The 24,058-nt window shown below is 69.6% G+C and carries 20 protein-coding genes; 4 read left to right on the forward strand and 16 right to left on the reverse strand.

All coding sequences use genetic code 11. The features are described from left to right. Positions 1-134 precede the first annotated feature (134 nt). The gene (locus tag ACFYNX_RS29915) at positions 135-1,181 is read left to right on the forward strand and encodes a phosphotransferase (protein WP_388665787.1); all 1,047 of its coding nucleotides are present in this window, start codon (positions 135-137) and stop codon (positions 1,179-1,181) included. On the opposite strand, the gene ACFYNX_RS29920 is transcribed toward ACFYNX_RS29915, so the two are convergent. The 10 genes from ACFYNX_RS29920 to ACFYNX_RS29965 all read right to left on the reverse strand — a co-directional run bounded on the left by ACFYNX_RS29920 (position 1,178) and on the right by ACFYNX_RS29965 (position 9,104). Beyond that, positions 1,178-2,215, reverse strand: a complete 1,038-nt coding sequence (locus tag ACFYNX_RS29920) for a glycosyltransferase (RefSeq protein WP_388665789.1) — start codon at positions 2,213-2,215, stop codon at positions 1,178-1,180. The two genes, ACFYNX_RS29915 and ACFYNX_RS29920, sit on opposite strands and share 4 nt — an antisense overlap. A 6-nt stretch (positions 2,216-2,221) precedes the next feature. Beyond that, positions 2,222-2,836, reverse strand: a complete 615-nt coding sequence (locus ACFYNX_RS29925; protein ID WP_365684430.1) for a hypothetical protein — start codon at positions 2,834-2,836, stop codon at positions 2,222-2,224. Further along, a complete protein-coding gene (locus tag ACFYNX_RS29930; protein ID WP_365684432.1) occupies positions 2,830-3,756 on the reverse strand; it encodes a PIG-L family deacetylase in 927 nt (308 codons plus the stop codon). Before ACFYNX_RS29930 ends, ACFYNX_RS29925 begins: the two co-directional genes overlap by 7 nt. Further along, positions 3,753-4,484 carry a glycosyltransferase gene (locus tag ACFYNX_RS29935; RefSeq protein ID WP_223777252.1) on the reverse strand — a complete coding sequence of 244 codons (732 nt, stop codon included), beginning with the start codon at positions 4,482-4,484 and terminating at the stop codon, positions 3,753-3,755. Before ACFYNX_RS29935 ends, ACFYNX_RS29930 begins: the two co-directional genes overlap by 4 nt. Then, on the reverse strand, positions 4,481-5,365 hold the full coding sequence (locus ACFYNX_RS29940) for an aminoglycoside phosphotransferase family protein (protein WP_388665792.1): 885 nt from the start codon (positions 5,363-5,365) through the stop codon (positions 4,481-4,483). Before ACFYNX_RS29940 ends, ACFYNX_RS29935 begins: the two co-directional genes overlap by 4 nt. Then, a complete protein-coding gene (locus ACFYNX_RS29945; RefSeq protein ID WP_365684436.1) occupies positions 5,362-6,249 on the reverse strand; it encodes a glycosyltransferase in 888 nt (295 codons plus the stop codon). Before ACFYNX_RS29945 ends, ACFYNX_RS29940 begins: the two co-directional genes overlap by 4 nt. A 68-nt stretch (positions 6,250-6,317) precedes the next feature. Next, positions 6,318-6,512 (reverse strand): hypothetical protein, encoded by a 195-nt coding sequence (locus ACFYNX_RS29950; RefSeq protein WP_388665794.1) that lies wholly within the window; start codon positions 6,510-6,512, stop codon positions 6,318-6,320. Next, positions 6,509-6,955 (reverse strand): hypothetical protein, encoded by a 447-nt coding sequence (locus ACFYNX_RS29955; protein WP_388665796.1) that lies wholly within the window; start codon positions 6,953-6,955, stop codon positions 6,509-6,511. The genes ACFYNX_RS29950 and ACFYNX_RS29955 overlap by 4 nt, the downstream gene beginning before the upstream one ends. Positions 6,956-7,148: 193 nt before the next feature. Beyond that, complete coding sequence (locus ACFYNX_RS29960) at positions 7,149-8,351, reverse strand: helix-turn-helix domain-containing protein (protein ID WP_388665798.1); 1,203 nt, start codon at positions 8,349-8,351, stop codon at positions 7,149-7,151. Positions 8,352-8,441: 90 nt separating this feature from the next. Continuing rightward, positions 8,442-9,104: an HAD-IA family hydrolase gene (locus ACFYNX_RS29965; RefSeq protein ID WP_388665800.1), complete on the reverse strand. Its 663-nt coding sequence runs from the start codon at positions 9,102-9,104 to the stop codon at positions 8,442-8,444. A 138-nt stretch (positions 9,105-9,242) separates the two neighbouring features. On the opposite strand from ACFYNX_RS29965, the gene ACFYNX_RS29970 reads away from it, so the two are divergent. The 3 genes from ACFYNX_RS29970 (at position 9,243) to ACFYNX_RS29980 (ending at position 12,485) form a co-directional block, all read left to right on the forward strand. Continuing rightward, positions 9,243-10,178 (forward strand): hypothetical protein, encoded by a 936-nt coding sequence (locus ACFYNX_RS29970; RefSeq protein ID WP_388665802.1) that lies wholly within the window; start codon positions 9,243-9,245, stop codon positions 10,176-10,178. A gap of 60 nt (positions 10,179-10,238) precedes the next feature. After that, the gene (locus ACFYNX_RS29975) at positions 10,239-10,961 is read left to right on the forward strand and encodes a hypothetical protein (protein ID WP_388665804.1); all 723 of its coding nucleotides are present in this window, start codon (positions 10,239-10,241) and stop codon (positions 10,959-10,961) included. Between the two features lie 114 nt (positions 10,962-11,075). Continuing rightward, complete coding sequence (locus ACFYNX_RS29980) at positions 11,076-12,485, forward strand: hypothetical protein (protein ID WP_388665806.1); 1,410 nt, start codon at positions 11,076-11,078, stop codon at positions 12,483-12,485. Between the two features lie 266 nt (positions 12,486-12,751). Here the strand turns inward: ACFYNX_RS29980 and ACFYNX_RS29985 are convergent, their stop codons facing one another. From ACFYNX_RS29985 to ACFYNX_RS30010, 6 genes are all read right to left on the reverse strand, one after another. After that, the gene (locus ACFYNX_RS29985; protein WP_388665808.1) at positions 12,752-15,883 is read right to left on the reverse strand and encodes a hypothetical protein; all 3,132 of its coding nucleotides are present in this window, start codon (positions 15,881-15,883) and stop codon (positions 12,752-12,754) included. Further along, positions 15,880-17,100 carry a hypothetical protein gene (locus tag ACFYNX_RS29990; RefSeq protein ID WP_388665810.1) on the reverse strand — a complete coding sequence of 407 codons (1,221 nt, stop codon included), beginning with the start codon at positions 17,098-17,100 and terminating at the stop codon, positions 15,880-15,882. The genes ACFYNX_RS29985 and ACFYNX_RS29990 overlap by 4 nt, the downstream gene beginning before the upstream one ends. Beyond that, complete coding sequence (locus ACFYNX_RS29995; RefSeq protein ID WP_388665812.1) at positions 17,097-18,368, reverse strand: hypothetical protein; 1,272 nt, start codon at positions 18,366-18,368, stop codon at positions 17,097-17,099. Before ACFYNX_RS29995 ends, ACFYNX_RS29990 begins: the two co-directional genes overlap by 4 nt. Further along, entirely contained in the window at positions 18,365-19,771 is a 1,407-nt protein-coding gene (locus tag ACFYNX_RS30000) for a Wadjet anti-phage system protein JetD domain-containing protein (RefSeq protein ID WP_388665814.1), read from the reverse strand. Before ACFYNX_RS30000 ends, ACFYNX_RS29995 begins: the two co-directional genes overlap by 4 nt. Before the next feature lie 820 nt (positions 19,772-20,591). Beyond that, positions 20,592-21,920, reverse strand: coding sequence for a class I SAM-dependent RNA methyltransferase (locus tag ACFYNX_RS30005; RefSeq protein WP_388665816.1), 1,329 nt, complete (start codon positions 21,918-21,920; stop codon positions 20,592-20,594). Positions 21,921-21,992: 72 nt separating this feature from the next. After that, positions 21,993-24,044 carry an APC family permease gene (locus ACFYNX_RS30010; protein WP_388665818.1) on the reverse strand — a complete coding sequence of 684 codons (2,052 nt, stop codon included), beginning with the start codon at positions 24,042-24,044 and terminating at the stop codon, positions 21,993-21,995. Between the last annotated feature and the right edge of the window lie 14 nt (positions 24,045-24,058).

Raw genomic sequence — 24,058 nt, forward strand, 5'->3', positions numbered from 1 at the left:
ACGCCGTAGGCACACCGAGAAAATCGACTGCCATCGGCGCGGCGAGACGGTGCGGGTACACACTGCCCTGGGTCTCTGACACCGCGCGGTGATCCTTGTGCACCCGGGTGCCCTGCTCACGTATCGTCGCCAAGGTGACCAACGCGCATGTGGCGAGCAGGCACCGCCTTCCCTCCCATGATCTTGCGGAACTGATCAAAGAGTTCGACCTCGGGGACGTCGTCGACTGGCGTCACCTGACCGACGGCCTCATGAACGTGAACTGGCAGCTGGACACGCCGCGCGGGGCCTTCGCTCTCAAGCGGGTCACGGATGTGCCGCTCGACAGGTTGCGCCGCAATCTTGCCGTGCTGCCAGCCCTGGCTGAGGCCGGCATTCCGGTGATCGTCCCTGTGGTGGGCTCGTCGGGTGGGATCGTGGTCGAGGTCGGTGGGAGCGGGTACTGCCTGTTCCCATGGGCCCGAGGAGCGCACGTTCGTGGCGTTGACCTCCCCGTCGCTCAGGTGCGGCGGCTCGGCGCAGTCCTCGCCGAGCTCCACCTGGCGCTCGGGCACGCCGCCGAAACCGGAGTCCTCCCCGCTGTTCCCGACAGTCTCACCGCGGACGTCGTCACGCCGGAACGGGCGTCGGAGAAGGCCGACCGGCTCGCCACTGCTGCGCGGGCCCACGGTTCGGGCGACTCCTTCGACGCGGCGGCGCTCGACGCCCTCGCCAAGCGTCGGGTGTTGCTCGCCAAGTACGCGGCCCTGCGCCCTAAGGGAGACGTTCCCGCAGGGCCGTACGGCTGGACGCACGGCGACTTCCAGTACCGGAACCTCCTCTGGGCCGACGGCGATCTGACGGCCGTCCTGGACTGGGACCGGCTGGGCGTCCGCCCGTACGCCGAGGAGGTCGTCCGGACGGCACAGGTGCAGTTCGGGGTAGAGGGCGTCTTCGGCCTGGAGCGGGTGGCGGCCTTCGTGAGCGGCTACCGGTCGGTGATCCCGTTGGAGCCGGCCGCGCTGCTCGACTCCGCACGTCGCCTGTGGTGGAAGCGGATGACAGACTTTTGGCAGCTCGAGTTCCACTACGACCGGGGTGACCACTCCTGCGACGACCTGTTCATCGCCGACGAAGCGCTCCTCCACTGGTGGACAAAGCGACTCGACGAGGTGGAGCGGGCGTTCGGCGGCGCTCTCTAGATCCCCAGTTCCCGGAGCTCTGGGAGGCACGGGCGGGTGAAACGTGCCGCTCTGGTCCGCGCCAACTCCCCCAGCGCTTCGCGGTCCACGTCGCGGATCGCTCGCGCCCACGCCTCGGGGCCGGCGGTGGCGGGCAGGACGATTCCGGCGTCGCCGATGGCTTCGGGGATCCCGCCCCGGTTCGTACCGATGGTCGGGACGCCGTGAAGGGCGGCCTCGACGATCACGCGGGGGAACGCATCTTCCACCGTGGACGGGACCAGCAGCAGGCGGTGGCTACCGTACAGCGGCTCCATGTCGTAAACACGGGGCACATACGTGACGTTCGGATAGGCCGCGAAGTCGGCTGAGGTGTCCCACCAGCCCTCGACCAGGGTGAAGGGCTGCTCCGGCATGAGGCGGATGAGGTGGTGCAGCAGCTCGGCGCCCTTGGCGGGGATGGGGTTGATCATGAGTACGGCCGGGGGCCGCTCCCTGTCCGTGTCCGTAGCCGGTCGTGGGCGGGCGAACGGCGGGTACACCACGTCGATGCGGGTGCCGGGCGGGTGGGGTGCCCGGTCGCGGACGAACTTCGACACGGCCAGCCCGTAGTGCGGACGGCCGGCGAGCACGCCCAGGCCGGTGGCGGAGACGGAGTGGAGCAGGCCGGCGACGAGGGTGGTCGGCGTCGCCAGTTCGGCCAACTTCGCTGATCCTTCCTGGGCGGTGAACACGACGTCGGGGCTGAGTTCCCCCAGGAGGCTGGCCAGTGCGTGCTCCACGTTGTTCTGCATGAACGCCGCGCACTCGACCCCGTTCCACCGGTAGCGCAGGGAGCCGTTCGCTTCGTCGTACGGGACGCGATGCCTGTGGAGATGTGCGCGCATGTCGGGGAGCTGGGTGGCTCCGTCCCACGGCGCCTCGTGTGAGCCGAGGTAGGTGACGCGCCAGCCGGCGGCGGCGAGTTCTTCGGCGAGGAGTTGCTGGGTGACCTCGGCGCCTCCGATGAGGAAGGGAGGTGGGGTGCGGCGCCAGGCGAAGAGGGCGGTGGGCACCGGCGGTCACCTCGCCCAGAAGCCGACGAGGGCTTCCACTCCCCGAGCGACTTCGTCCGGGTCGGCGTCGGCAGCGAGGACCGTGAGCTCTCGCGTCATGGGCCGGCGGGCCGTGTGGACGAAGTAGTCGCGTGCGTGGTGAAGGAAGCCCGGCTCATGGAGGAAGTACTCGGACTCGGCGGCGGTGTGGCCGGCGGTCTTCCGGCGGAGGTGGAGCGACTCGGCCGGTACGTCGAGGTAGAGGGTGCGATCGGGGCGCAGGAACGGGAGCGTCGTGAGCCGGCCGTGGAGCCGGTGATGGACTCCGTATCCAAACAGAGCGTCCAGGGCGTACGCGTGGGCGAGCAGGGTGTCCACGGAGCGGTCGAGGACGACGATCTGCCTGCCGCTCGCGGCGGCCTCGGCCACTCGGGTCGCCTCGATCTCCATGAACCGCTCGAAGGCGGCCAACTGGGCGGCCGCGGAGTCGGTTCGGGCCGGAGGGATGTCGTCGCGGTGGGCAATGTGCTTGACGTAGCAGTCGGAGACGAACGCGCGCGAGCCGAGGGTGGTGTGGCGGAGGTGGCGTATCGCCGTGGACTTGCCGGCGTAGGAGGGCCCCTCCAGGGCGATGATCAGCACGTCGTCTCCTCCGTCCGGTAGAAGCGCTCGGCATAGAGTCCCGTGCCGTCGACGAGGTCGGCCGCCGTGGTGAAGGCGTGCCGGATCGGCCGGTACATCTTCCGGGCCGGGTGCATCTGCGAGCCGTGCATCCGCAGGACGGTGACCTTGTCCAGGACGACGTCGGTGATGTCGACCAGCTCGGGCCGCATGGCCGCCCCCGTACGCGTACGGAACAGGTGCTGGTCGCAGCCGACGAGCGCGTACGTCGCCCAGAAGGCGAGGTCCTCCCAGAACCAGGTACAGCCGAGACGGACGGCCGCTTCGTGGACGAGGAGGTGGTCGGGGTGACGGGTGACGGCGGCGGGGGCGAGGAGCTCGGCGTCGGGGTGGAGCGCGGCGATCCGGCGCAGCTCCTCGGTGACCCGGTCAAGCACCTGTGGGTCGTAGGGCCCGTACGGCGGCTCGGCGTCTTTGTGTCCGAGAAGGAGTCGGCGGGCGGCGAACGGTGCGAGCGCGGCGGCGCCCTCGCGGTCGCGCAGCTCGGACACCATGTCGACGTCCGCGTACGTGGCTTCCAGCGCGGGGTGCACGCTGCGGGAGCGGGTGAAGACGGTGACCACGGTCAGCGGTCGGGGGCTGGCGAGGAAGGCACCCGAGGCGGAGAGGGAGAAGTCGTCGTGGTGGGGTTCGATGACGAGGACCGGGCGGCCGGCGGGGGTTCGGGCCTCGACGTAGTACGGAGCGTGGGTGTGAGGCGCTGTCACCTCCAGGACACGGTGGTCCATGGCCCGGTGGCGGGCGGCGAGCTGCTGGGTGTGCGCCCGGTGGGCGCGGTGGAGGTCGTCGGGAAAGGTGTAGATGCCGCTGCCGTCCGGAACCGGCAGGCCGACGGCGGGCAGGGTCTTGGGCTGGGGCCGCACGGGGGTCTCCTTCGTCATCGCACGGTGGTCTCGTACCAGTGGCGCCACATGCGGGGCGACCGGAGCCGCAGGCGGGCGGTGACGGGGTTCTGCCACCAGAGCATCCGCAGGCTCGACCACTGGTCGTAGCGGCGGGTCGACGGGCGTACGCGCAGGTCGTCGAGGATCGCCACGGGCCGTCCGGTGGCCTGGCCGTGGGCGCTGAGCCGAGCGAAGAACTCCACGTCCTCGCTCATGAACAGGTCGTCCCGGTACCCGCCGACGTGGTGGAAGGCGTCGGCGGTGCAGAACTGGTTGACGCCCTGGGCTCCACCGCGCCGGGTTCGGTAGTGATCCCAGTACGCGCACAGCAGGCGGGCTCCGAGCCGCTCGGGCGTGTAGAGCGGCGGGATGGCACCGCCGACCGCCCCGGCGTCCATGGCGGCAGCGGCGGCGGTGACCGCCTCCAGCGGCAGGGCCACGTCGGCGTCGGTGAAGAAGAGACGGCCGCTGCGGGCGGCGCTCGCGCCGGTGTTGCGTACCCGGCCGATGTTGCGGACGGACTCGGTGACGACGCGGGCGCCGAAGGAGGCAGCCATGTCGGCGGTGGCGTCGGTGCTGGCGTTGTCGACAACGATCACCTCCCCGGTGCGGCCGGTGACCTCCTCCCAGCGGGCGAGGGAGGCGAGGACGGAGGGCAGGTAGCGGGGCAGGTAGGCGACCTCGTTGAAGGCCGGGATCACCACCGACAAGGCAGGGGTGGTCATCGGTACGTCCTTTCGGGACGGGGTACGCGGAAGAGGTGCGGGGTCCGTCGGCTCAGCTCGTCCAGGCGGCCGGCCCACCGGGCGCGGTCGTCGCCGGGTTCGGAGTGGGCCCAGCAGCGCAGCGTGTGGAAGACGGCCCAGGCCGTCAGCTGGTGGTGGTCCAAGGCGAGTGGATAGGCGTCGGTGACCGTGCGGGCCCGGGCGGAGGCGATGGCGCCGGACATGACCAGGGTCTGGGCCACGTCGGATTCGCGGGGGCCGGCTGCGGCGTCGGTGAAGTCGACGAGGTGGCGGACGGCTCGGGGCCCAGCGAGCACGACGTTGTCGCCGTGCAGGTCGCCGTGACACCACACCGGGGCAGCCACGGGGGCGTCGGCGATGGCGGCCAGGGCGGGCGCGATGCGGTCCAGAGCGCTGGGCGGGCAGCGACGGCCGATCGAGGTGACCTGCTCATGGAGCGGCCGGCGCGGGGCCCACGGCTGGACCGGGGACCGGTGAAGGCGGCCGAGCAGGCCGCCGAGGTCCCTCAGGGCTCGCTCGTCGTCCACCCGGCCGGATCGCACTGCGCTTCCCAGGGTGAGCGGGCCGAGGTCCGCGGTGATGAGGGCGGTCACCTCGTGGCCGGGCACGTGTCCGTGTGCGAGGACGGCGGGCACAGGGACGTGCTGCGCGACGGCCCGGACCGCCGCCGCCTCGGTCGCGGCGTTGCGGCGGGCGGTGACCGCGTACAGCTTGATCACCACACTCCGACCGTCGGCCAGGAAGGCCCGGTACACGACCGTCCTCGACCGTGCCGACAGGCGGTGTGCGGCATGGACCGGAACTCCCACGAGACCGAGGGCGGCGCGCGCGACGGCAGCAGGTACGTTCGTTGTGCTCACCGCGCACCCGCCGGTTCCGCTCCGAAGGCACCCAGGCGGCGGACGTGCCGAAGGGTGACCGCCAGGTGCCGCCGGTACTCGGCCACGTCCTCGGTGACGGGGCAGTCGGCCTGCCAGGGCTTCTCGGGGCCGACGAAGTGCACGAGGGCCGCGGCCGGGTCCGGCCTGAGCGACCGGGTGACGACCCGCCGCACCCAGTTGCCCCGCTCCAGGAACCGGCCGGTCTCGAACCTGTTGAGTCCGGCGGCGGCCGGCCGCACGCGGCCGGAGTGCAGGAGCCACAGGTTCAGGGCGTCCTGGTCGTTGTGGAGGATGTGGCGGCGGCCGCGGACGAGCGCGTGCTCGACGCCCCTGCGGACGACGGGCATGTGGCCGGTGCGGGTCCAGAGAACTCCGGCATTGAAGTAGGGACGGCCGCGCAGGTGGGGCCAGCGTTCGGCGGCCCCGGGCAGCGCCGGGCACTCACCTACGGCCGGGTTGAACTCGTCACGTACGGCGCCGATCTCGTCCTCCCGGAGGGATCCAAGCGGATCGGTGACGTCTCCGCGTACGAGCACGTCCGCGTCCACGTAGATCAGGTAGGGCCGGCGGACGAAGTCGGGCGTGAACTCGAACCGCAGGTAGGTGGTGACGGTGATGTACGAGGCGTCCGCCATGCGCGAGGCGCGCAGCGGGACGCAGCGCCGGAGGTCGAAGGAGGCGAAGCCGGTCCGCTTGGCGAAGTCGGAGAGGAGCAGGGCCTGCGTCGGGGCGAGGTCGAGGGTGAGCACCCGTACCGCCGCATGGCGGCGGGCGACGGGGGTGAGGCTGTCGGCCAGACCCGCGATCGCGGCGAGGCCGGGGACGAGGTACTGCTGGTCGATGCAGAGACCGAACGCGTACACGGGACGTCGCCTTTCAGGCGTGGTGCCGGAAGGGAGTGAGGGACGGGACGGTGAGCGAGCGCGGAAGCTCACCGGTTGTCCCCGCCGCCGGAGGGGGCGAGGACCTTGAGGCTGTCGGGGTCGTCGATCTCCCAGCAGGGCCCGCCCCCGGTCGGCGGCCTCAGCACCCACACGGTGCCGTCGGCACGGACGTCGGTGACGATCGCCCGCCGCCCGTCTCCGTCCCGGACGAGGTCACCGACCCACGCGCGCCGGGCGCTCACGAGGTGCCCTCGTCGTGCGTGTCGGTCTGTCCGAACCAGCCGGAGGCCGCGTCCGCGAGGTCGCGGCGGCGTCGGGCCTGACCGGGCGTACGGCGGCCCGGGGTGCCGTTCGACGCGTCCGCGACGAACCCTCCCCGATCGCGGAGGAGCACGCCGAGGGCCGCGAACTGAGCCGCGTCAGAGGCGACATGCGCCGGGCCGCTGACGACGACGCCTCGGATCATCCCGGCGGACAGGGCGGCCGTGACCGCCTGCCACCCCGGCCGCTCAGCGAGCGGCAGCGCCGGGTCGGAGTCGGACCAGACCCCGGCGACGTGCCAGTGCCGGGCGACGGCGTAGTAACGGCCACGCTCCTCGCTCTCGCCCAGGGCGGTGGAGGTGGTGGCGCAGGAGTAGACGGCAACGGGTACGTGCCCGAGGCCGCCGGGCGGGTTGTTCGGCATGCCTCCAGGCTGGTGGCCTGCGATGCATGGGCCCAGGCACGGCCCGTCGCAGCGGAGGAACCTCGTACCGGGCTCGACTGCCACGTCCCGTGGCAGCGGTCGCGGACTCCGCCGTGGGGCTGGCACGGCCCGTAGCAGTCATGTCGGCGGCACCCGCGGAGCTACTACGGACCGTGGTACTGCGGCCCGTTCCTCAGCGCACCCCGAGCGGGACACCGGCGGAGTTGGCCAGCCCGCGCAGTCGGCTGACGGACACGCCGGCGAGCCTGCTGATGATGACGCCGGGCAGCATCTGGTGGCGCACCCAGCCGGGAGCCGTCTCGCACACCGTTTGGAGGGTGTCGGCGGCGGCCTCCCACCGTCGGCATTCCACCTGGGTGAGAGCGACGTCCAGGCCGAAGCGGGCGCGGGTGGCCAGCGGCACGCTGGCGTCCAGGCGGACGGTGTCCATGAGGCGCAGAGCGCCGCCCGTATCGCCGAGCGCCACCGCGATGCTCATCGCTTGCGTGGCGGCGTACATCGGCCCGTACGGCTGTGCGTGCGAGCCGCGGGCGTGTTCATCTCCGATGCGAGCTGCGACGGCGTGCGCCTGGGAGAGGTACTCGCGGGCGTGGTCCGCGCTCGCCCCGCCCCGGGAAGCGGCGACGGCAGCGTTCGTGACGAGCTGACCGTAGACGCTGAGCCGGTCCGGATCGTGCTCGCTCATCTTGGGCTCGATCCGGTCCGCCTGGGCCGCCGCGAGGAGGAAGCCCTGCTTGGTGCGCCCATCACGGAGATTGACCCACGCGGTCGTGGCGGCGAGATGGGCGTCGCGCAGTTCGTCCCCGCCCTGGACGGCGATCTGCCGTCCGTACGTCAACGCCGCGTACGCCAGGTCTCGCGAGCCAAGCACGTTGGCGGCCATGCCCGCGGTCTGGAAGGTGTCGATCAGGACGCCGGCGGCGGCCTCCCGTTCATCGAGGCCTGCAGCGTCGAACCGGGCGCGGGCTTCTGGAAGGAGCCGCCCGAGGAGGGTACCGAGCTCGATGTATCGCCCTTCCCAGTACGCGGCGTCCGCGCGACGCACGACCGCTCGAAGTTCTTCGACGCTGCCCGGCTCGACATCGGCGGGGATGCCGATGGCAGCGTCGTGGGTCGCCGCGGAGACCAGACGCAGCGCGGCCCGCTCGTCGCGGTCCATGGACCGGCGGGGCGCCTGCTGCCCGAGGAGCACGGCGATGTCCGTACCGAGCGCGTCGGCGATCGACAGCAGTGACGGCAGGGAAGCCGTCCCGCCGCGTTCGAGCTTGCGGACGACGCCGACGGACACACCGGCCGCCTCGGCTAACTGCTCCTGCGTCATGGCACCGCGCAACGCCTTCAAGCGCTCAGAGGTGGTGTACTCCGACCACTGCATACTCCAGAACCTCCGCGTGATGGGCCCCACACGGACAGTACTCACAGAAGCGGTGCGGTGGACAGCCTTCGGCCAGGCGGCAGTTGACGCTCAGACCGTGAGCACAGCCGTGACGCCGAGAAGAGCCTCCAGCTCGGCGACCGCCCTGTCTTCATCGGTGGCGTGAACAGTCGTGATGCCCAGCTCGGCAGCCGGCGGCAGGTTCACCTGATGGTCGTCCACGAACACGCACCGCTCGGCAGGCAGCCCGATCCTCTCCAGTGCGAGCCGGTAGATAGCCGGGTCCGGCTTCGCGAGTCCCTCGAGCTCGGACACGACGTGCACGTGGAAGAGGTCCCAAATGCCGACGTGCTCGTATGGGTTGAACGGATCGAGCCCGAAGCTGTTCGACAGCAGCGCGAGCCGGTGGCCGGCAGCTCGTGCGGCCCGAGCGAGCGCGATCATCCGACGCGCCGGAGGAACGTCGACCCAGGCCCGTCCCATCAGGTTCACGGGGTCCACGTGCTCACCGAGGAGAGCCGCGGTTCCCTCGTTCCACTCAGCCTGCCCTATCTCACCGATCTCCAGCGCCGCATAAAGCCGCCGGCCTTCGGGGTGATCGTTGAGAGTGGCACGCCACGCCCCCGGTGCGAGCCCCTCTGACACGCACCATGCCTGGTGAACGGCCAGGGGGCTGGCGGTAAGCACCCCGGCGAAGTCGAGGATCAGACCGCGCTGCTCATATCGGCCGACGTCGATGGTGCTGTGCGACATGCGGTGACAGTCCCTTCCGCGCTTGGTCTTACAGGGACGTTACCGCGTCCGACCCACCCGCTCCGCCCCGAAGGGCACTGGGTTGTCGGTGCCTGCTTCTACGCTTATCAGTCCAGCCGTCTGCGCAAGGGAGCATCCTTGACCACCGAATTCGCGGAGCTGCATGAGGCACTCGTGGAGTGGCTCTATGACCACACTGCGACCAACGCCCTGGGGTACGTATCGATCACCGAGTTCGGCGAGCGGCACGGTCTCGACGAGCAGCAATCGTTCAGGCTTCTGCAGTCCGGGAAGGACCTGGGGCTGCTCGATGACCGATACGCCACTTACGGCGACCCCGCCGCCAACCTGACAGCCGCCGGCCTCCGTTGGACGGAGGAGCGAAAGCGGCGACGGTCCGATCCTGCGGCAAGGGCTGGCGCTGCCCGCCGCGGGCTGCTCGTCTGGTTGTGGCACCGCAAGCATGAAGGCGTTGAAATGCCGACTGTTGCAGACGTCCTTCACGCCCCGCAATCGATCTACGAAGGAGAGCGCCTCTCAGCCCGGGAAATCGATCGGGCAGCCGGACACCTCCAGTCCCGTGGGCTGATCAGTGGCCAGATGATGGCAAGCGGCGACGGCCCCGTCCATGCAGAGATCACAACCGATGGAGAAGATTGCGTGGAGAACTACGCTGGCGATATCGGTGCCTACGAACGCGGCACCCGGACCGGAGGCACCACGTTTCACATCGGCTCGAATACGGGAAACATCGCCGCCAACAGCAGGGACTTCACGCTGAACGCCACCACGAACAACGGCGTCGACCTCGCAGCCGTCGTCATGCTGGCTCGAGCGCTGCGACAGGCTGCCCCGGCCCTCGACCTGCCCAGGCCTGAAGAGGCAGAGCTCACTGACCTTGCCAATCGGATCGAAGAGGAAGCCGGAGGCGACCACCCGGATCCGAGCCGCCTGCAAAGGTGGGGATCCTCCGTAGTGGCCATCCTCAACTCCCCCGTTGTCAGCGGCGCGCTCGGAAGCGTACTCGCTGCTTACACGGGCGTCGTCCTGCCTGGGCTTCCGGCGGCCAACTGAGTCCAACAAGCACCGGCTAATCAGCCATCCCCAAGAGTACCCACTCCAGGAGGAGCAAAGATGTTCGATCAAGCAGTGACCTATCCGTGCGCCATTGCCAGCAACGATGCCGATGGCCTGGAAGAGGCCATCAACTGGTGCTGTGAGCACATGGAAGACGGTGACACCCTGACGGTATGGACCAAATTGAAGTCCAACCTCGCCAGTCACTCGGACTTGAGGCAACTCGTCGACCGACATTCCAACGTTGAGCACGTGACGGGCCGAGGCGGTGCTTTCGTCCAGCGGGGCGGTCCCGTACTCATGGCATGGCCGGATATGAGCGACATCGGAGAGCTGGTGCGATCCGCCTCCCGCATCCGGGCCCTCTGTGTTCTCACGTGGAACGAAGATGAGATCAGACCGTGGGTAGCGGCTGTTAGGCCTGAGATCCTGGGCGACGAGTCCGACTGGGAGGACGCGGCAGAAGACATCGACCCGGTTGTCATCGAAGCGTTGAAGAGCGTGACGAAGACGGTCAACCACAACAACACGATCGCTGCCGGCTTCGAGAAGGACGTCGTCGTAAGCAGCCTCCTCGCCCTCCACGACGCCGGACTGCAGATGGACGGTGAGGCGATGCAAGGGTGGGCTCTCGCCAACGGCTGGTCGGGCAAGAACCCCCAGCATCTGGCGAAGTACGTTCAGGCCATCAACGCGGGTAAGCGTCCGAGGTGCAGCCGAGTCCTCTCCGACGACTACATCGACAGCCTTCGACACCGAGCTGGAGAAGGCGACGCATGACGCCGTCCGAGGCCCTCGGCACCAGCGACCGTTGATGCAACGCCACATCTATGGGCTGTGCGCCTCTGCCTACTTGCGTGCTCCGGCTTGCCTGTCCGTACCTTCGCGGGGTTCGTGAAACGTCCGTCCATGCGAGCCGTAGGGGACTCCTTGAAGCCTGCCAAGAAGGTACTTCTCGACCTCGACGCATCATCGAACGTATCCGTCCGATCCAACGAGGAGCTGCTCGGCAAGGTGCAGTCCGCGATCGCCGCGGACGACAAGGCGCGTAAGAAGAAGGAGGCCGAGCCGCTCCGCCGCAAACCGGTCCTGTCCGGGATCCCGGGCAACGAGCTCGATCGCCGGGTGCGAGTCTCCATGTGGGACGTGCTGCACACGCTCGGCCGGGCCACGACGCTGTCCTGGAAGGGGGCAGGGCGTGGCCTCGCGGAGCACTGGGGAGCCCTGAAGTACAGCCAGGCATTGACGGGCGGCCCTGACTCGTTTCTCGGGCTCTCGACCGAAGGGCGGAAGATCGCCGAACGGTACAAGACCATCCAGTCGCACGAGCTCGGCATGGCCTTCGGACTCACGCTCGCCAAGCAGGTGCTCGGGCGCCGGTTCCCCGAGCACTCCGTGAGCATTCTCCCCGCCGACACGGTCTTGCGCGCCGGGTGGGCTCTCACGAGCAGGGAGAAGGGCAACAAGGTCGGGTACGGGTACCGGCCGCAGTACTTCGCGGAGGTCTGGCGTCCTGGGGAACCGTCCCTCGTGATCCCCATCGCGACCAAGGGCAACCACAGCAACGCGGCGATTTCGGCCGGCCAGCTGGCGTCCGCGTCGGTGCACGCCGAGGCCGTGCACATCGGCGCGTGGAACGAGACCCCGAGCCTCCTGTTCAGCACGGAGCTGCCCGCGGACGGTACCGTAACCGTCCACGCGCTGCAGGCTCCCGGCCGTGACGGCTGGCTCGCCGACCCCTCCGGCGAGAGCAAAGCCGACCTGGACACCGCCCCATCGGAGGAGAACCCCTTTCCGGGGATCCAGCCGCCCCATGTGGGAGGGGCGGCCCGCGAGCCGGTACCCGGCTGCCACCTGACCCCCGAGTACTTCAGGTGGTTCCAGCAGGTCCTCGGACATACGGCGGCGGCCGGACTCATGGCCTTCACCGGCTCCGGCCAGGGCACTGCCCGCTACCTCACGAAACGGCAGGGCAACGAACGGTTCGACGACTTCGAACACGCTGCCGCCGGCAGCGTCCAGGACATCAGCCACCGCCTCCTCGAGCGCACCTACGCAGGCACCGACCACGTGTTCCGCCTAAACGGGCCGCGCGTCGAAGCGTTCTCCGGCGTGGACAGGGAACTCTTCGACCTCCTCGCCGAAGGGGAGGTCGAGGAGTACCGCCTCCGCGTACACGCGGCCCGGCACACTCGCCCCCAGCTCGCCTGGGACAAGAAGTGGGGCGGCCCCGTGTCCGTCCACGCCGACGGATCCGTCCTCGCCATCCGTCTGCTGCCCGGTCAGCGCGTGAAGCGCAGCTAGCGGACCGGCCCGAAAACGCCGGAAGATCAAGCGCGTGACCTGCGAGCGCCGACAAAGACGCAGGTCACGCGCCCCAACACACGGATCACACCGAGTGCCTTCTAAGCGCCTGCTCTCAGCGCTCGCCCACCCCGACCATGATCATTAGCAGGTGGCCCGCAAGCCTGCCCAGCGTCAGCCGGGGGATTGAACCCGCCCCACACGCCGCTATCCGTGCTGTCTCCGGGCCTGACGGCGGTGCTGCCCCGGTACATCTACACGCGGGCTCAGCCAGAATGGCGCAGGAGTTGCTCCGCGGTGAGTTCGACACGGAGGGAGTCCTCGTCGAACCCGTACATGCGTGTGGGGAGGTTCAGGTACTCCGACTTCGAGGGGTAGTGGAAGTAGAGGATCTCTCCGCAGACCGGTGCGGCGTCCTTCAGGATGGTGTCCTGGCAGGTGCCGAGAACGGTGATGCCGTATTCGGTGGCGACGCTGCTGATGGCACTGAGCACCTCCCGGCGATGCTCCTTGCCGAGCGAGTCGCCAAGCTCGTCCAGGATGAGTACCCGTCCCTGCGGGTGAGGGGCTGCCAGCAGCGCCGCCAGTACGAGGTTGATGGAGAACAGCTTCTCCTGCGCGGTGTTGGTGACCGTGTCATAGGAGAGCAGCGGCCCGTTGGGATTGCGCCGCCACCGCGGGGTGACGGAGCAGCGCCAGTGGTGGTCGGCTCCTGTTGGCGGGTCAATGCGGTATTTGAGGTCGGCGCCGAACCCTTGAGAGCCGCGGTCGAGCCGGTTCAGCGCAGTGGCGATGCTGTCGAGCGCGCTGCTGACTCGCTGGATGATGACCGCCTGGGTGTGCTGCAGCTCCTCATCGAGCTTGTCGACGGACGAGGCGATGAAGTCCTGCTCCCGCTGGCGGGCTTGCCTCAGGGCAGCAATCTCTGAGTCCGCAGCGGCGTCGGCGTCCGCCTTGTCGTCGAGCCAGTCGGCGAGGGCGCGGAGGGTGGGCTGGGTACGCACGTCCGGGGCGGCCTCGTGCATCTCGGCAGCGCGGGCCAGGGCGTGGGTTGGGTAGCCCTTGGTGCGGGCCTCCACCCGCAGGACGGTACGGCAAACGTCGACCGTGCTGACGACAGCCTGGTGGAGATCGGCGGCACTGCGGCACTCAACGGGTTGCTCGGGAGAGGCAACAGTTGACGGGGGCGGAGCTTCGGTGAGGAGTTCGGCATGGTTCTCGGGGAGCCAGACGGCCGGCCATCCCAGCTCTGTCCGGGCGGTCTCCTCGTCGCCACCGAACAGACCGATGGCGCGTGCGATCTGCTCGGTGCCTGCAGAGCCGGCAAGGACCGTGAGACGCTCCTCCAACTCCTTGATCTCCTTGTCCGCGCCGGCGATGTCCCGGTCAAGCACGGCGATGCGCTGCTCGCGGCTGGCGACGGCTGCCTTCGCCGTGGTGACGAGGTCCGCTGCGGTGTCGGTCTGTTTCTTGAGACCAGGCAGGGCGGCGCGGATCGCTGTGAGGGAACGTAGGGCCACATCGTGCTTCGCGATTGCCCCTGGCAGAGACTCGACGGCTGCAGCGCAGGCAAGTTGGGCCTCGGTGACACTGATCCTCGTAGCGAGACCGGAGAGGAGAGAACTCAGATCGGTCATCCTCGTGAGGGCGGCGTCCCGCAGATCGCGCAGGTGGGAGCAGATCGCTTCACGGCCCAGCACCGGTTCGGGAAACGCGCCGACCACATGGACGCCGAGCCCGTCCATGGAGGCGTGCGGGGGTGCGCCTGTCCAGTGGCCCTGACTCGACAGGGCGGTAAGGAAGCCGCGGGCGGAGTCGGGGGCCGAAAGAACGCCGACTGGCAGGGCCGGGCTGTCGGAGGAGTCTGCCCCAGCGATGCCGACCTCAGGAGAGGCCACCAGAACGGCTCCCGGATGGTCCCGTAGGGCCTCGACCGCCGCACTGAGCGCACTTCGGGGTACGCAGACGGCCTCCCGCCATGGATGCAGGACGGCCTCCCACAAGTCACGTGCGGAGGGGTCGACCTCGGTCTGATCGTACAATCCGACCGCGTCGATGCCTGCGTGGCCCAGGGTGGCAACGAGCTCGCCGACTCTGCCGGCCTGCCCCTGCGTCGCTTTGGTGAGCTCCTGTTCGGCAAGGGCGGCGTCGCCTTCTGCGATGCGCTGGCCGACTTGTGCCTCCTCCTTCTCGTCACGCAGGGTCGCGAGGCGCGCTGTCAGGACGCTTGCGGATTCGCCTGCATGCCGTCCTGCCAATTCGCGCAACCTGACGAGGTCCGCTTCGGCGTCGGTGAGGTCCCGCTCAGCTGCGAGCTCGTCCTTCTGGCAGGCGAGCCATGCCTCCTGTGCCTGCCGGTGCTCCTCCCCGGCGGCACGTACTGCTGACTCCAGCGCCCGGACGTCCTCGTAGGCGACGCGTTCCCCCCGAAGCACTCCCAGGGTGTCGCGGGCTGACTCCAGGAGCGCGTGGGTGGCGGGGAGTAATGCTTCGGCGCTGCGCTGCCGTGCGACGGCGTCCAGCACGGACCGCGCCAGACACGACCGCTGGTCCGCCAGGGCACTGCCCAGCTTGGCGCGGAGGTCTTCGCGCAGCGCCACGGCTTCGAGGAGCTGATCCTCTCGGGCGAGATCGATGTCATGCTGGGTGAGCGCACGAGCGTAGTCCCCCCGGCGGTCCGCCAGCTCACGACGCTGCTGCCGGTCGCGCTCCAGGACGCTCGACCGGCCCGAGAGCGTCAGCAGGGCCTCTCCGATACGGTCCGGCGTGTACGTCGCTGCCTCCAGCTTGAGGAGCGAGGGCCGTGACCGCACCTGACCGCGCGAGGCAACGTAGGCGAGGACCTTCGGCGAGCGTCCGTACAGGTGCTGTGCGTACTCACTGGAGCCAAGCGGACGGCCGCCGAGCTGACGGAAGAACTCCGGTGCCGCACGATGGCGTTCGTCGTCGTCGCCCTCTGTCAGCAGGTGGACGCCTGGCTGGTGGCGGACCTGGAGGTGCGGCCTGTCGCTGCTGATCTGGAGCCAAACGGTGTGCGGTCGGGCTTTCCCTGCCTCGGCGAACAGGCCCACCACGTAACCGCGGTCCGCGGCCCCGACAAGCTGCGCAGACGCCCCGGCGACGATCGGTTCGAACAGTAGCGTGGCGGTGTTGGCGGTGCCGTTTCCAGTGGCCTGCCACTCCGGATCGCCGAGCAGCAGGGACACCGCTGCCAAGAAGCTCGTCTTGCCCGATTCGTTGGAGTCTTTTGGTCCACGGCCGGTGACGGCAACGAAGGTTCCCGGGATGAGCGCGATCGGGTCGCTGGTCAGCCGTGCGATCCCGAACGTCTGGACGGCGACCAGCGGTCGGGCGCCGATGATCCCGGTGGGGGTGCCAGTTGCGGGGTCGGTCGTCACGGTGACTCCCGGTGTGCAGGGGCCGCCTCCTCGGCTGCCCGGCGTTCGAGAATGGCGCGGGCCAGGTGACCGTCTGGGCGTCCCGCGATGATCAAGTCCTCCCACAACGCACTGACTCGTGCGGGGCTCAAGCGCTGGAGGGCCGGACCGGGGACGAAGTTGCCGGGGCCCGCAGTGTCCACCATCCCGGCAGCGCTGAGGGTGCGCAGTGCTTGCCGGATGACGGTCTGGGCCAACGCACGGTTGCGGGCCAGTTCGGTCACGGTGACCGGGTGCCTGCGGCTGTCCCACTGGTCGTGGGTATGGCGCCCCAGAGCACGCGGCAGGGCGACGGTGTGCACTAGGACCAGCGCCAGAACGGCACGTTCGGCGCTGCTCAGGGCGCCGACCCCCGCTGCGCTCAGCTCTGCGGCGACGGCGTCAGGGTAGCCGGTGGTCCAGGTGCCGCTGGGAGTGCGAACCAAACAACGCCCCATGCCGGCGAGGATCTCCTCGACCTGTGCCCTGGTACCGGGATCTGCGAGTGCCCCGACCTCACGGACGGTGAGTGGGCCGTGTGCCGTCTCCAGAGCAGTCACCAGGGACCGTGCGACCTGGAGGTTGCTGGACGGGGGCGCCTGGTCTGGGGCGGTCAGGTCCGCCGGGGGAGATACCGGCGCCTCCGCGCGCGGTTGAGCGCTGTCGGAGGCAAGCCGCGGCAGCAGGTGGTGCCCCCTTCGTAGCGCGGCCTTCACGGGGCCGGGCAGCGCAGCCACTGCCGGGCCCAGGTACGACTGGGCGCCGGTGCCGACGATCAGGCCGTGGCCGGGAAGCACGCGATCAAGTGCGGCCGCGATCCTGTCGGCCCTGGCGCCCAGGTCAAGACAGGTCTGCGCGACCAGGTCGGCATCGAAGACGTGCCCCGGGTACGGCGGGAGCGACGGGTCAGGCCACGCCGCTCGCAGGCACACCGCGAACACCAGCCTGATGACGCGGGAGAGCGGAGAGGGTAGCTGACTGCCCAGATGATCCTCGTTCGGGGCGTTCCCCGCCGGCCATCCCAGGCGCACCGCTTGTGCGTGGTCGGCATCGTGGACCTGTAGCACTGCCCTGCCCGCCAGAGCGGCGGCCTGTGCCGCCCGCGCTGTCACTGCAGCGTCGGTTGGATACTCGGCCTGGCCCTCGGCCCGGAGGGCTGCGAGCAGCAGGGCTGCCCGGTGCTCGATATCGTCCGTCATCCGCCGTCTCCGGATCCCGGGGAGAGGTGGAGGGTCACCCGGTGGAGGTAGGTGACAGCGGCAGTGCTGTCGACGCGCACCGGAACGGCCAGTTCCACGCGCACCGGAACCTCGGGGTCCTCGTCGCAGGCCAGCAGGTCCACCAGGATACGCGCGGCAGCGGGCCAGCCCTGGTCCTCCAGTACGGCAGTAACGTCAGTCTCGGTCAGTCCCGCCAGCAGGTCCTCCACCAGCACCTGACGCCTAACGGCTTCGTGAGCTTCCGCCTCCTCCAGCGAGGCGAAGGGGTCCGACTGGCTCTCCCCCCGGACCTGCGGCGGCATCGGCCGGCCCTTGGGCGGTGATGACGGCGTGTACTCGGCAGCCGTGTCCACGATCGCCTGGCCGTCAACCCACGGCGGCGGAGCGTCCGAGACGAGCTGGCCGCCGAAGTGGCCCAGCTGCTCCAGGCCGGCTGTCCGGGTGAGCTGGTGGTACTCGGCGGGAGTAAGAACATCGAGGTTCAGGCTCCCGCCTCCGTTGTCCAGGATCTTTCCGACGGCGGCGAGCAACGCCTGGCGGTAGAACTGAGCAGCCTCGATCAGGGCGGTTGCCGCGTCTTCGAGCAGAAGGTGACCAGAGAACGCACGTGTGACCAAACCGTTCAGTGCGACCACCTGCTTGGGAAAGTCGGTGCGGTCATGCCGCCGCTGGGTACGAATCAGCTCGTCCAGAGTGGCGTTCGCCACCTGTCGCTGTAGGTCGAGCGCGAACACCAGCAGACCGTGCCGGCAGTCCTGTAGTGCCTCCAATGCCTTCGCCGGGTCGGGATCAGCGAGCTCGAATAGTTCGCGGGTGCGGTCCAGCAATCCGACCAACTCGTCCACGCCGCCGTACAGCGACAGCCGTTCGGCCGCGAAGGCGCCTGCGAGACCGGCCGGGCGCACAACGTAGCGATCCTGGTGGGCCTTAAGCAGGTACGGTTCCAGGAAGCCCATGTCGATCAGCAGACTGAGGCGGGACTCAACCACGGGCACGGGCCAGCCTCGGCCCGCCGGGCCGAGGAGGTCCAGCAGCTGGGCACGGGTGAGCCCGCTGAGGGCGGAGTGCTCGGCAAAAACCGCCACCACATCTCTCGCCAGTCGCACCGCCTCCGGGTCCTTGACGACCACCTCACGGTGTGCTGCCAGTGGAGCCACAAACGCACGCCAGTTGGCGAACCGGTCGGCCGGCGCGAGCATCACCTCATCGTCTTCGGTGTCGTCCCAGGAGAGCTGGATCCCGCTCACCCCGCAGCCTCCTGGCTGAGCCGGAGCAGGGGCCGCCGAGCGAACTGTTCCAGGACCGAGGGAAGACCAGGAAGGACCGAGGTGTACTGGGTCTCCTGCTCCCGGGACTCTCCACTCGCGGCGATGGCGAGCGCGAGCTCGCGGAGGTCACCGTCCACCCGCTCGGCGAGCTCGGCGGCGAGAAGGCGGTCGCGTTCCCTGTCCTCCTTCGGCTTCTGGCGCTGCCGATAGGGGCCTGCCTCCCACTCGTCGACATGCATCCCCACGGCGTGCACTGGTCTACCCAGCCGCCGCGACAGGTTGTCGACGATCGCGATGCCGTCGGCGTCCAGGTCGCACCACGCAGCAACCGGAAGCGGCGAAAGCCAGTCGAGGACAGCCACTAGCTGGTCCGTGGCGTACCCGCTGCCCCACACACAGAGCCAACGCGACGTCAGTTCCGGCAGACGGCGGCAGACCACTCCGAAGGTGTCCGAGTTTTCCACCACCAGCACGCCCACGGCATCGCAGACAGCATTCCCGAGCAGGCGCAGGCTGTTGGCGGGAAGGCCGACCCACGGCTGGGCCACCGCCGCGTCGGCGGCCACTGAACCGATGTGCCATGACAGCGGGCCTTTGACGCGGAGCGCGGTGTCCTCCTCGTGTACCGCCTCCTCGAACTCCGACCCCACCAGGTTCGCGAACGCTGCCTGCTGCTGTGCGGTCCACCGTTTGGAGCCACCCAGGGCGAGCGCCGCAAGCTGCTTGAGGGTCACCTCCTCCTCTCCCTGGGCCCGGAGAGACCACCAGGAGGCGCCCGCTCGGATCGCGGCCTCGTATACAGACCACGCCTTCGCCGCCGTCTGGCTGCCTGCGGGCACCACGAGTCCGGCGGCCGGGTCCACCGCTGCCAGCAGTTTGCGCTCCGCGGTCAACTGCTCCAGCGGCTCCATCACCTCCATGAGATCGGCTCGGGCACGTCGGGGTTCGCGGGCGCCGCGAAGCTCGGCAATGCGATCCTCTGCCTGGAGTGACCACGCCTGGGACAGCCGCCACTGGGTGGGGGCACCGAGCGCCACCCACTCGTCCACCTCACAGCGCAGCACCACACCGCCGCATCGCACCAGATCGGTCGCCACCTGCAGGGCGGCCTCTCCGAACCGACCCACCACCGTGCTCCACGCGCGGCGCTCCGCCGCGAGCACCCAAAGCAGGTCGGCAGAGGACAACACGGACGGGGGCTCGAACAGGTCGGCAGGACAGCCCGGGACGAGGTCGACGGCGTGCACCCGCAGGCGCCCGCGACGGTCACGAGGCAGCCGGTCCTCCCTGGACCGCCTGACCGGTACCGTGACTGCACTGACACCGGCTGGAAGGCCGCCGACTCCAATCGAAATACGGCCGTACGCCTCGCCGAACAGCATTCCCTGTCCCGTGTGCTGCCCCACAAGATCCCCCCCCGTAGCTGCAGTGATCGTCCACGGCACCCAGGAAGTCAGGGCGATCAGCGCACGATATGACACCAAGGGTAGACAGTCAGTGACTGAATTTCACACGATCTGCATCACTGGAACCCGCGAAGGGTTGCAGTCGTCTCACTCTGAGCAACATCTGACGTGGAGTCCGGAGCGGTAGTCGGTGCAGTGCACACGCCCCCAGGGCAGGTGCCGAGCGACTGAGCGCAGTCGTTCGCCCGCCCCGCCACGGACGACCCGAACCGACTGTGGAGCGACAACGGCGGCCCGCCGTCTATCCCCGGTCCAGAACCTGGTCCACGGCGAAAGGGATCCATAACCTGATAGAGGCTCTGATCGCGGGGACCGCCGCCCGAAGTCGGTGGGGCTGGAACTGGTCGGTGTGGACTCGGCTGGCCACGCGCGCACCACGGCTCTGCCGGGCCGGCGGTGGCCCGGCAGACTCTTGAGGCCCTCCAGCAGGCCCTGACCGAGGAAAAGCACTCCGCTTCCAGCGGCAGTTGCCCGTGTGGAGCGTGGTCCAGCGCCAGACCGCGAGTACACCGCCACACCGCAGGGGCGGGCCGGGGCTCAACGTCGGAACGTTCTCAGTTCTTGTGTCCCGCCGCGAAGATCGACGGGACATCTGACCAGCCCCTCAGCTCAACTGACGAACCATCAAGACGAGCGTCAAATGAGCGTCGAGATACCTCCGCGAGCGTCATCTGAGCGTCAAGATATCGCCCGTAACGCTCACACGGCGCATACCGCGCACCCGCGAAACTGCAGGTCAGGCATCCTTCTTCACCGGCTCCAGGATGGCGACACACTCCACGTGGTGCGTCATCGGAAACAGATCGAACGCCCTCAGCGTCCGCACCCGGTACCCCCGCTCCCGGAAGTAGCCCAGGTCGCGGGCCAGGGCCGCCGGGTCGCAGGCGACGTAGGCGATGCGGCGGGCGCCGAGGCCCGCGAGGTGGTGGACGGTCTGCTTGCCGGCGCCGGCGCGCGGGGGGTCCAGGACGATGAGGTCGACCTCGGTGATGCCCGTGCGCGGGAGGACCGCTTCGACCTTGCCCTGTTCGATGCGGACCCGCTCGAAGTGCTGGAGGTTGTGGCGGGCGTCCTCCACCGCGCGCTTGCCGGACTCGATGCCGAGGACCGCGCCCTGGTCGCCGACCCGGTCGGCGAGGGCGCCCGCGAAGAGGCCGACGCCGCAGTAGAGGTCCAGGGCGGTGTCGCCCTTGCGCGGCAGGAGGCCCTGCATGACCGCCTTCATCAGGGTGTCGGCGGCCTTCGGGTGGATCTGCCAGAAGCCGCCGCTGCCCACCCGGTGGGTGCGCTCGTCGGCGCGCTCGCGGACGAAGGCGCGGCCGTGGACCCGGTGGACCCCGCCGTCCTTCTCGTCGACCCGCATGACCGAGACCGGCTTGTCGAGCTCCACCAGGGGCAGCCGGGCGCCCGGGCGCGGGGTCAGGATGACCTGGCGGTCGTTCGAGCCGGAGGCCGCGATCGCCTCGACCGAGGCCATGCCCTCCCAGGTGCGCTTCTCGACGCCCAGTTCCGAGACGCCCTCCGCGGCGATCATGCAGTGGTCGATGACCTCGACGTCGTGGGAGCGGTGCTTGCGCAGGCCCGCGCGGCCCTCGGGGTCGATCGCGTACTGGACGCGGGTGCGCCACTGCGGGACCTCGCCGGCGGGCAGCTTGTCGCCCTCGGCCGGCATGACCGTGCCGTCCCAGCCGGCCTCTTCCGGGGTGAGCCCGGCGAGCCGCTGGAGCTGCTCCGCGATCACCTCGCCCTTGAGGCGGCGCTGCGCGCCCGGCTTGGCGTGCTGCCAGTCGCAGCCGCCGCACTTGCCGGGGCCCGCGAAGGGGCACGGGGCCTCGACCCGGTCCTTGGACGGGTCGAGGATCTCGACCGCGTCGGCGCGCAGGAAGCGGGAGGTCTCCTCGCCCTCGGTGACGCGGGCGACGACCCGCTCCCCCGGCAGGGCGTGCCGGACGAAGAGGACCCGGCCGGCCTCCGTACGGGCGATGCAGTGGCCTCCGTGGGCGACCGGGCCGACCTCGACCTCGTACTCCTCCCCGACCAGCGACGAGACAGGCGTGTTCTGCATGGCGGGGAGCTCCAAGGGGAAGGGGTGTGGGCTGCCGTTCGGACGGCAGCCCACCAGTCTAGTTGGTGTTTCTCAGTTGTTCTTTCCGGCCGGTTCCTTGTGGCCCTTCTCGACCGGGCCCCGGCGGACCGCGCCCGGCGCGTTCCACTCCTGGCGCTTCCTGGCCCGCTTCCGCGCGACCTCGGAGGACTGGAGCTGGTACGGGACCGAGGTCACCATCACGCCCGGCGTGAAGAGGAGCCGGCCCTTGAGGCGCAGGGCGCTCTGGTTGTGCAGCAGGTGCTCGTACCAGTGGCCGACGACGTACTCGGGGATGTAGACGGAGACGGCGTCGCGCGGGCTCTCGCGGCGCAGGCTCTTCACGTACTCGATCACCGGGCGGGTGATCTCGCGGTACGGCGAGTCGAGGATCTTGAGCGGGACGTTGATGCCGCGCCGCTCCCACTCCTCCTTGAGCGCCTTCGTCTCGGCCGGGTCGACGTTGACGGTCAGCGCCTCCAGCTCGCTCGCGTGCATGAGCTTGGCGTAGGCCAGGGCGCGGAGGGTGGGCTTGTGGAGCTTGGAGACGAGGACGAGGGAGCGGACCCGGGAGGGGCGCACGTACTCGTCGGGCCGCTCCTCCGCGGCGGCGATCTCCGCGGCCACCGAGTCGTAGTGCCTGCGGATCGCGGTCATCGTTCCGTAGAAGATCACCATGCCGAGCAGGGCGACCCAGGCGCCGTGGGTGAACTTGGTGGCCAGGACCACGACCAGGACGAGGCCGGTGAAGAAGGCGCCGAAGGCGTTGATCGCGCGGGAGCGGATCATGTGGCGGCGCTTGGCGGGCTCCCGCTCGGTCCTCAGGTGCCGGTTCCAGTGCCGGACCATGCCGATCTGGCTGAGGGTGAAGGAGACGAAGACGCCGACGATGTAGAGCTGGATCAGCCGGGTCGAGTCGGCCCCGTAGAGCCAGACGAGGAGGATGGCGGCGCCGGCGAGGAGCACGATGCCGTTGGAGAAGGCGAGGCGGTCGCCGCGGGTGTGGAGCTGGCGCGGCAGGTAGCGGTCCTGGGCGAGGATCGAGCCGAGGAGCGGGAAGCCGTTGTACGCGGTGTTCGCGGCCAGGAAGAGGACGAGCGCGGTGGCGGCGGCCAGGACGACGAAGAAGAACGTCCCGTCGCCGAAGACGGCGGCCGCGACCTGCGAGATGACCGGGTCCTGGACGTAGTCCGGGCCGACCGGGACGCCGTTGCGGATCAGGTCGTGGGCGGGCTTCTCGGCCATCCGCACGTCGGTGGCCATGGCCAGGAAGATGATGCCGCAGAACATGGTGACGGCCAGGCCGCCCATGAGGGCGAGCGTGGTGGCGGCGTTCCTCGACTTGGGCTTGCGGAAGGCGGGGACGCCGTTGGAGATGGCCTCGACGCCGGTGAGGGCGGCGCAGCCGGAGGAGAAGGCGCGAAGGAGCAGGAAGACGAGGGCGAAGCCGGCCAGGCCCTGGTGCTCGGGCTTGATCTCGAAGTCGGCGGTGGGGGCCCTCATCGTGTCGCCGAGGACGATGCCCCGGTAGGCGCCCCAGGCGATCATCAGGAAGACGCCGGCGACGAAGACGTACGTCGGGATGGCGAAGAGGGTGCCGGACTCCTTCACCCCGCGCAGGTTCATCAGGGTGAGCAGCACGATGACCGCGATCGCGGAGACGACCTTGTGCTCGACGACGAAGGGGACGGCCGAGCCGAGGTTCTCGATGCCCGAGGAGATCGAGACGGCGACGGTCAGGACGTAGTCGACGAGCAGGGCGCTCGCCACGGTGAGCCCGGCCTTCGGCCCGAGGTTGGTGGTGGCCACCTCGTAGTCGCCGCCGCCGCTCGGGTAGGCGTGCACGTTCTGCCGGTAGGAGGCGACGACCGTGAACATCAGGACGACGACCGCGAGCGCGATCCAAGGGCTGAAGTGGTAGGCCGACAGACCGGCTACGGAGAGGACGAGCAGCACCTCGCCGGGCGCGTACGCCACCGAGGACAGCGGGTCGGAGGCGAAGACGGGGAGGGCGATCCGCTTCGAGAGGAGGGTCTCGCCGAGCTTGTCGCTGCGCAGGGCCCGCCCGATCAGGATCCGTTTGGGCACGTCGGTCAGTTTGGACACGGAGAGGATCGTAA

It is taken from the genome of Streptomyces sp. NPDC007872, from assembly GCF_042868165.1.
Lineage (GTDB): Bacteria > Actinomycetota > Actinomycetes > Streptomycetales > Streptomycetaceae > Streptomyces.

Bases quoted from the DNA above. Each gene is read 5' to 3' on its own strand.
- ACFYNX_RS29930 (WP_365684432.1), bottom strand. From the start codon at position 3,756: ATGACGAAGGAGACCCCCGTGCGGCCCCAGCCCAAGACCCTGCCCGCC.
- ACFYNX_RS29935 (WP_223777252.1), bottom strand. From the start codon at position 4,484: ATGACCACCCCTGCCTTGTCGGTGGTGATCCCGGCCTTCAACGAGGTC.
- ACFYNX_RS29955 (WP_388665796.1), bottom strand. From the start codon at position 6,955: ATGCCGAACAACCCGCCCGGCGGCCTCGGGCACGTACCCGTTGCCGTC.
- ACFYNX_RS29960 (WP_388665798.1), bottom strand. From the start codon at position 8,351: ATGCAGTGGTCGGAGTACACCACCTCTGAGCGCTTGAAGGCGTTGCGC.
- ACFYNX_RS29965 (WP_388665800.1), bottom strand. From the start codon at position 9,104: ATGTCGCACAGCACCATCGACGTCGGCCGATATGAGCAGCGCGGTCTG.
- ACFYNX_RS29975 (WP_388665804.1), top strand. From the start codon at position 10,239: ATGTTCGATCAAGCAGTGACCTATCCGTGCGCCATTGCCAGCAACGAT.
- ACFYNX_RS29990 (WP_388665810.1), bottom strand. From the start codon at position 17,100: ATGACGGACGATATCGAGCACCGGGCAGCCCTGCTGCTCGCAGCCCTC.
- ACFYNX_RS30000 (WP_388665814.1), bottom strand. From the start codon at position 19,771: ATGCTGTTCGGCGAGGCGTACGGCCGTATTTCGATTGGAGTCGGCGGC.
- ACFYNX_RS30005 (WP_388665816.1), bottom strand. From the start codon at position 21,920: ATGCAGAACACGCCTGTCTCGTCGCTGGTCGGGGAGGAGTACGAGGTC.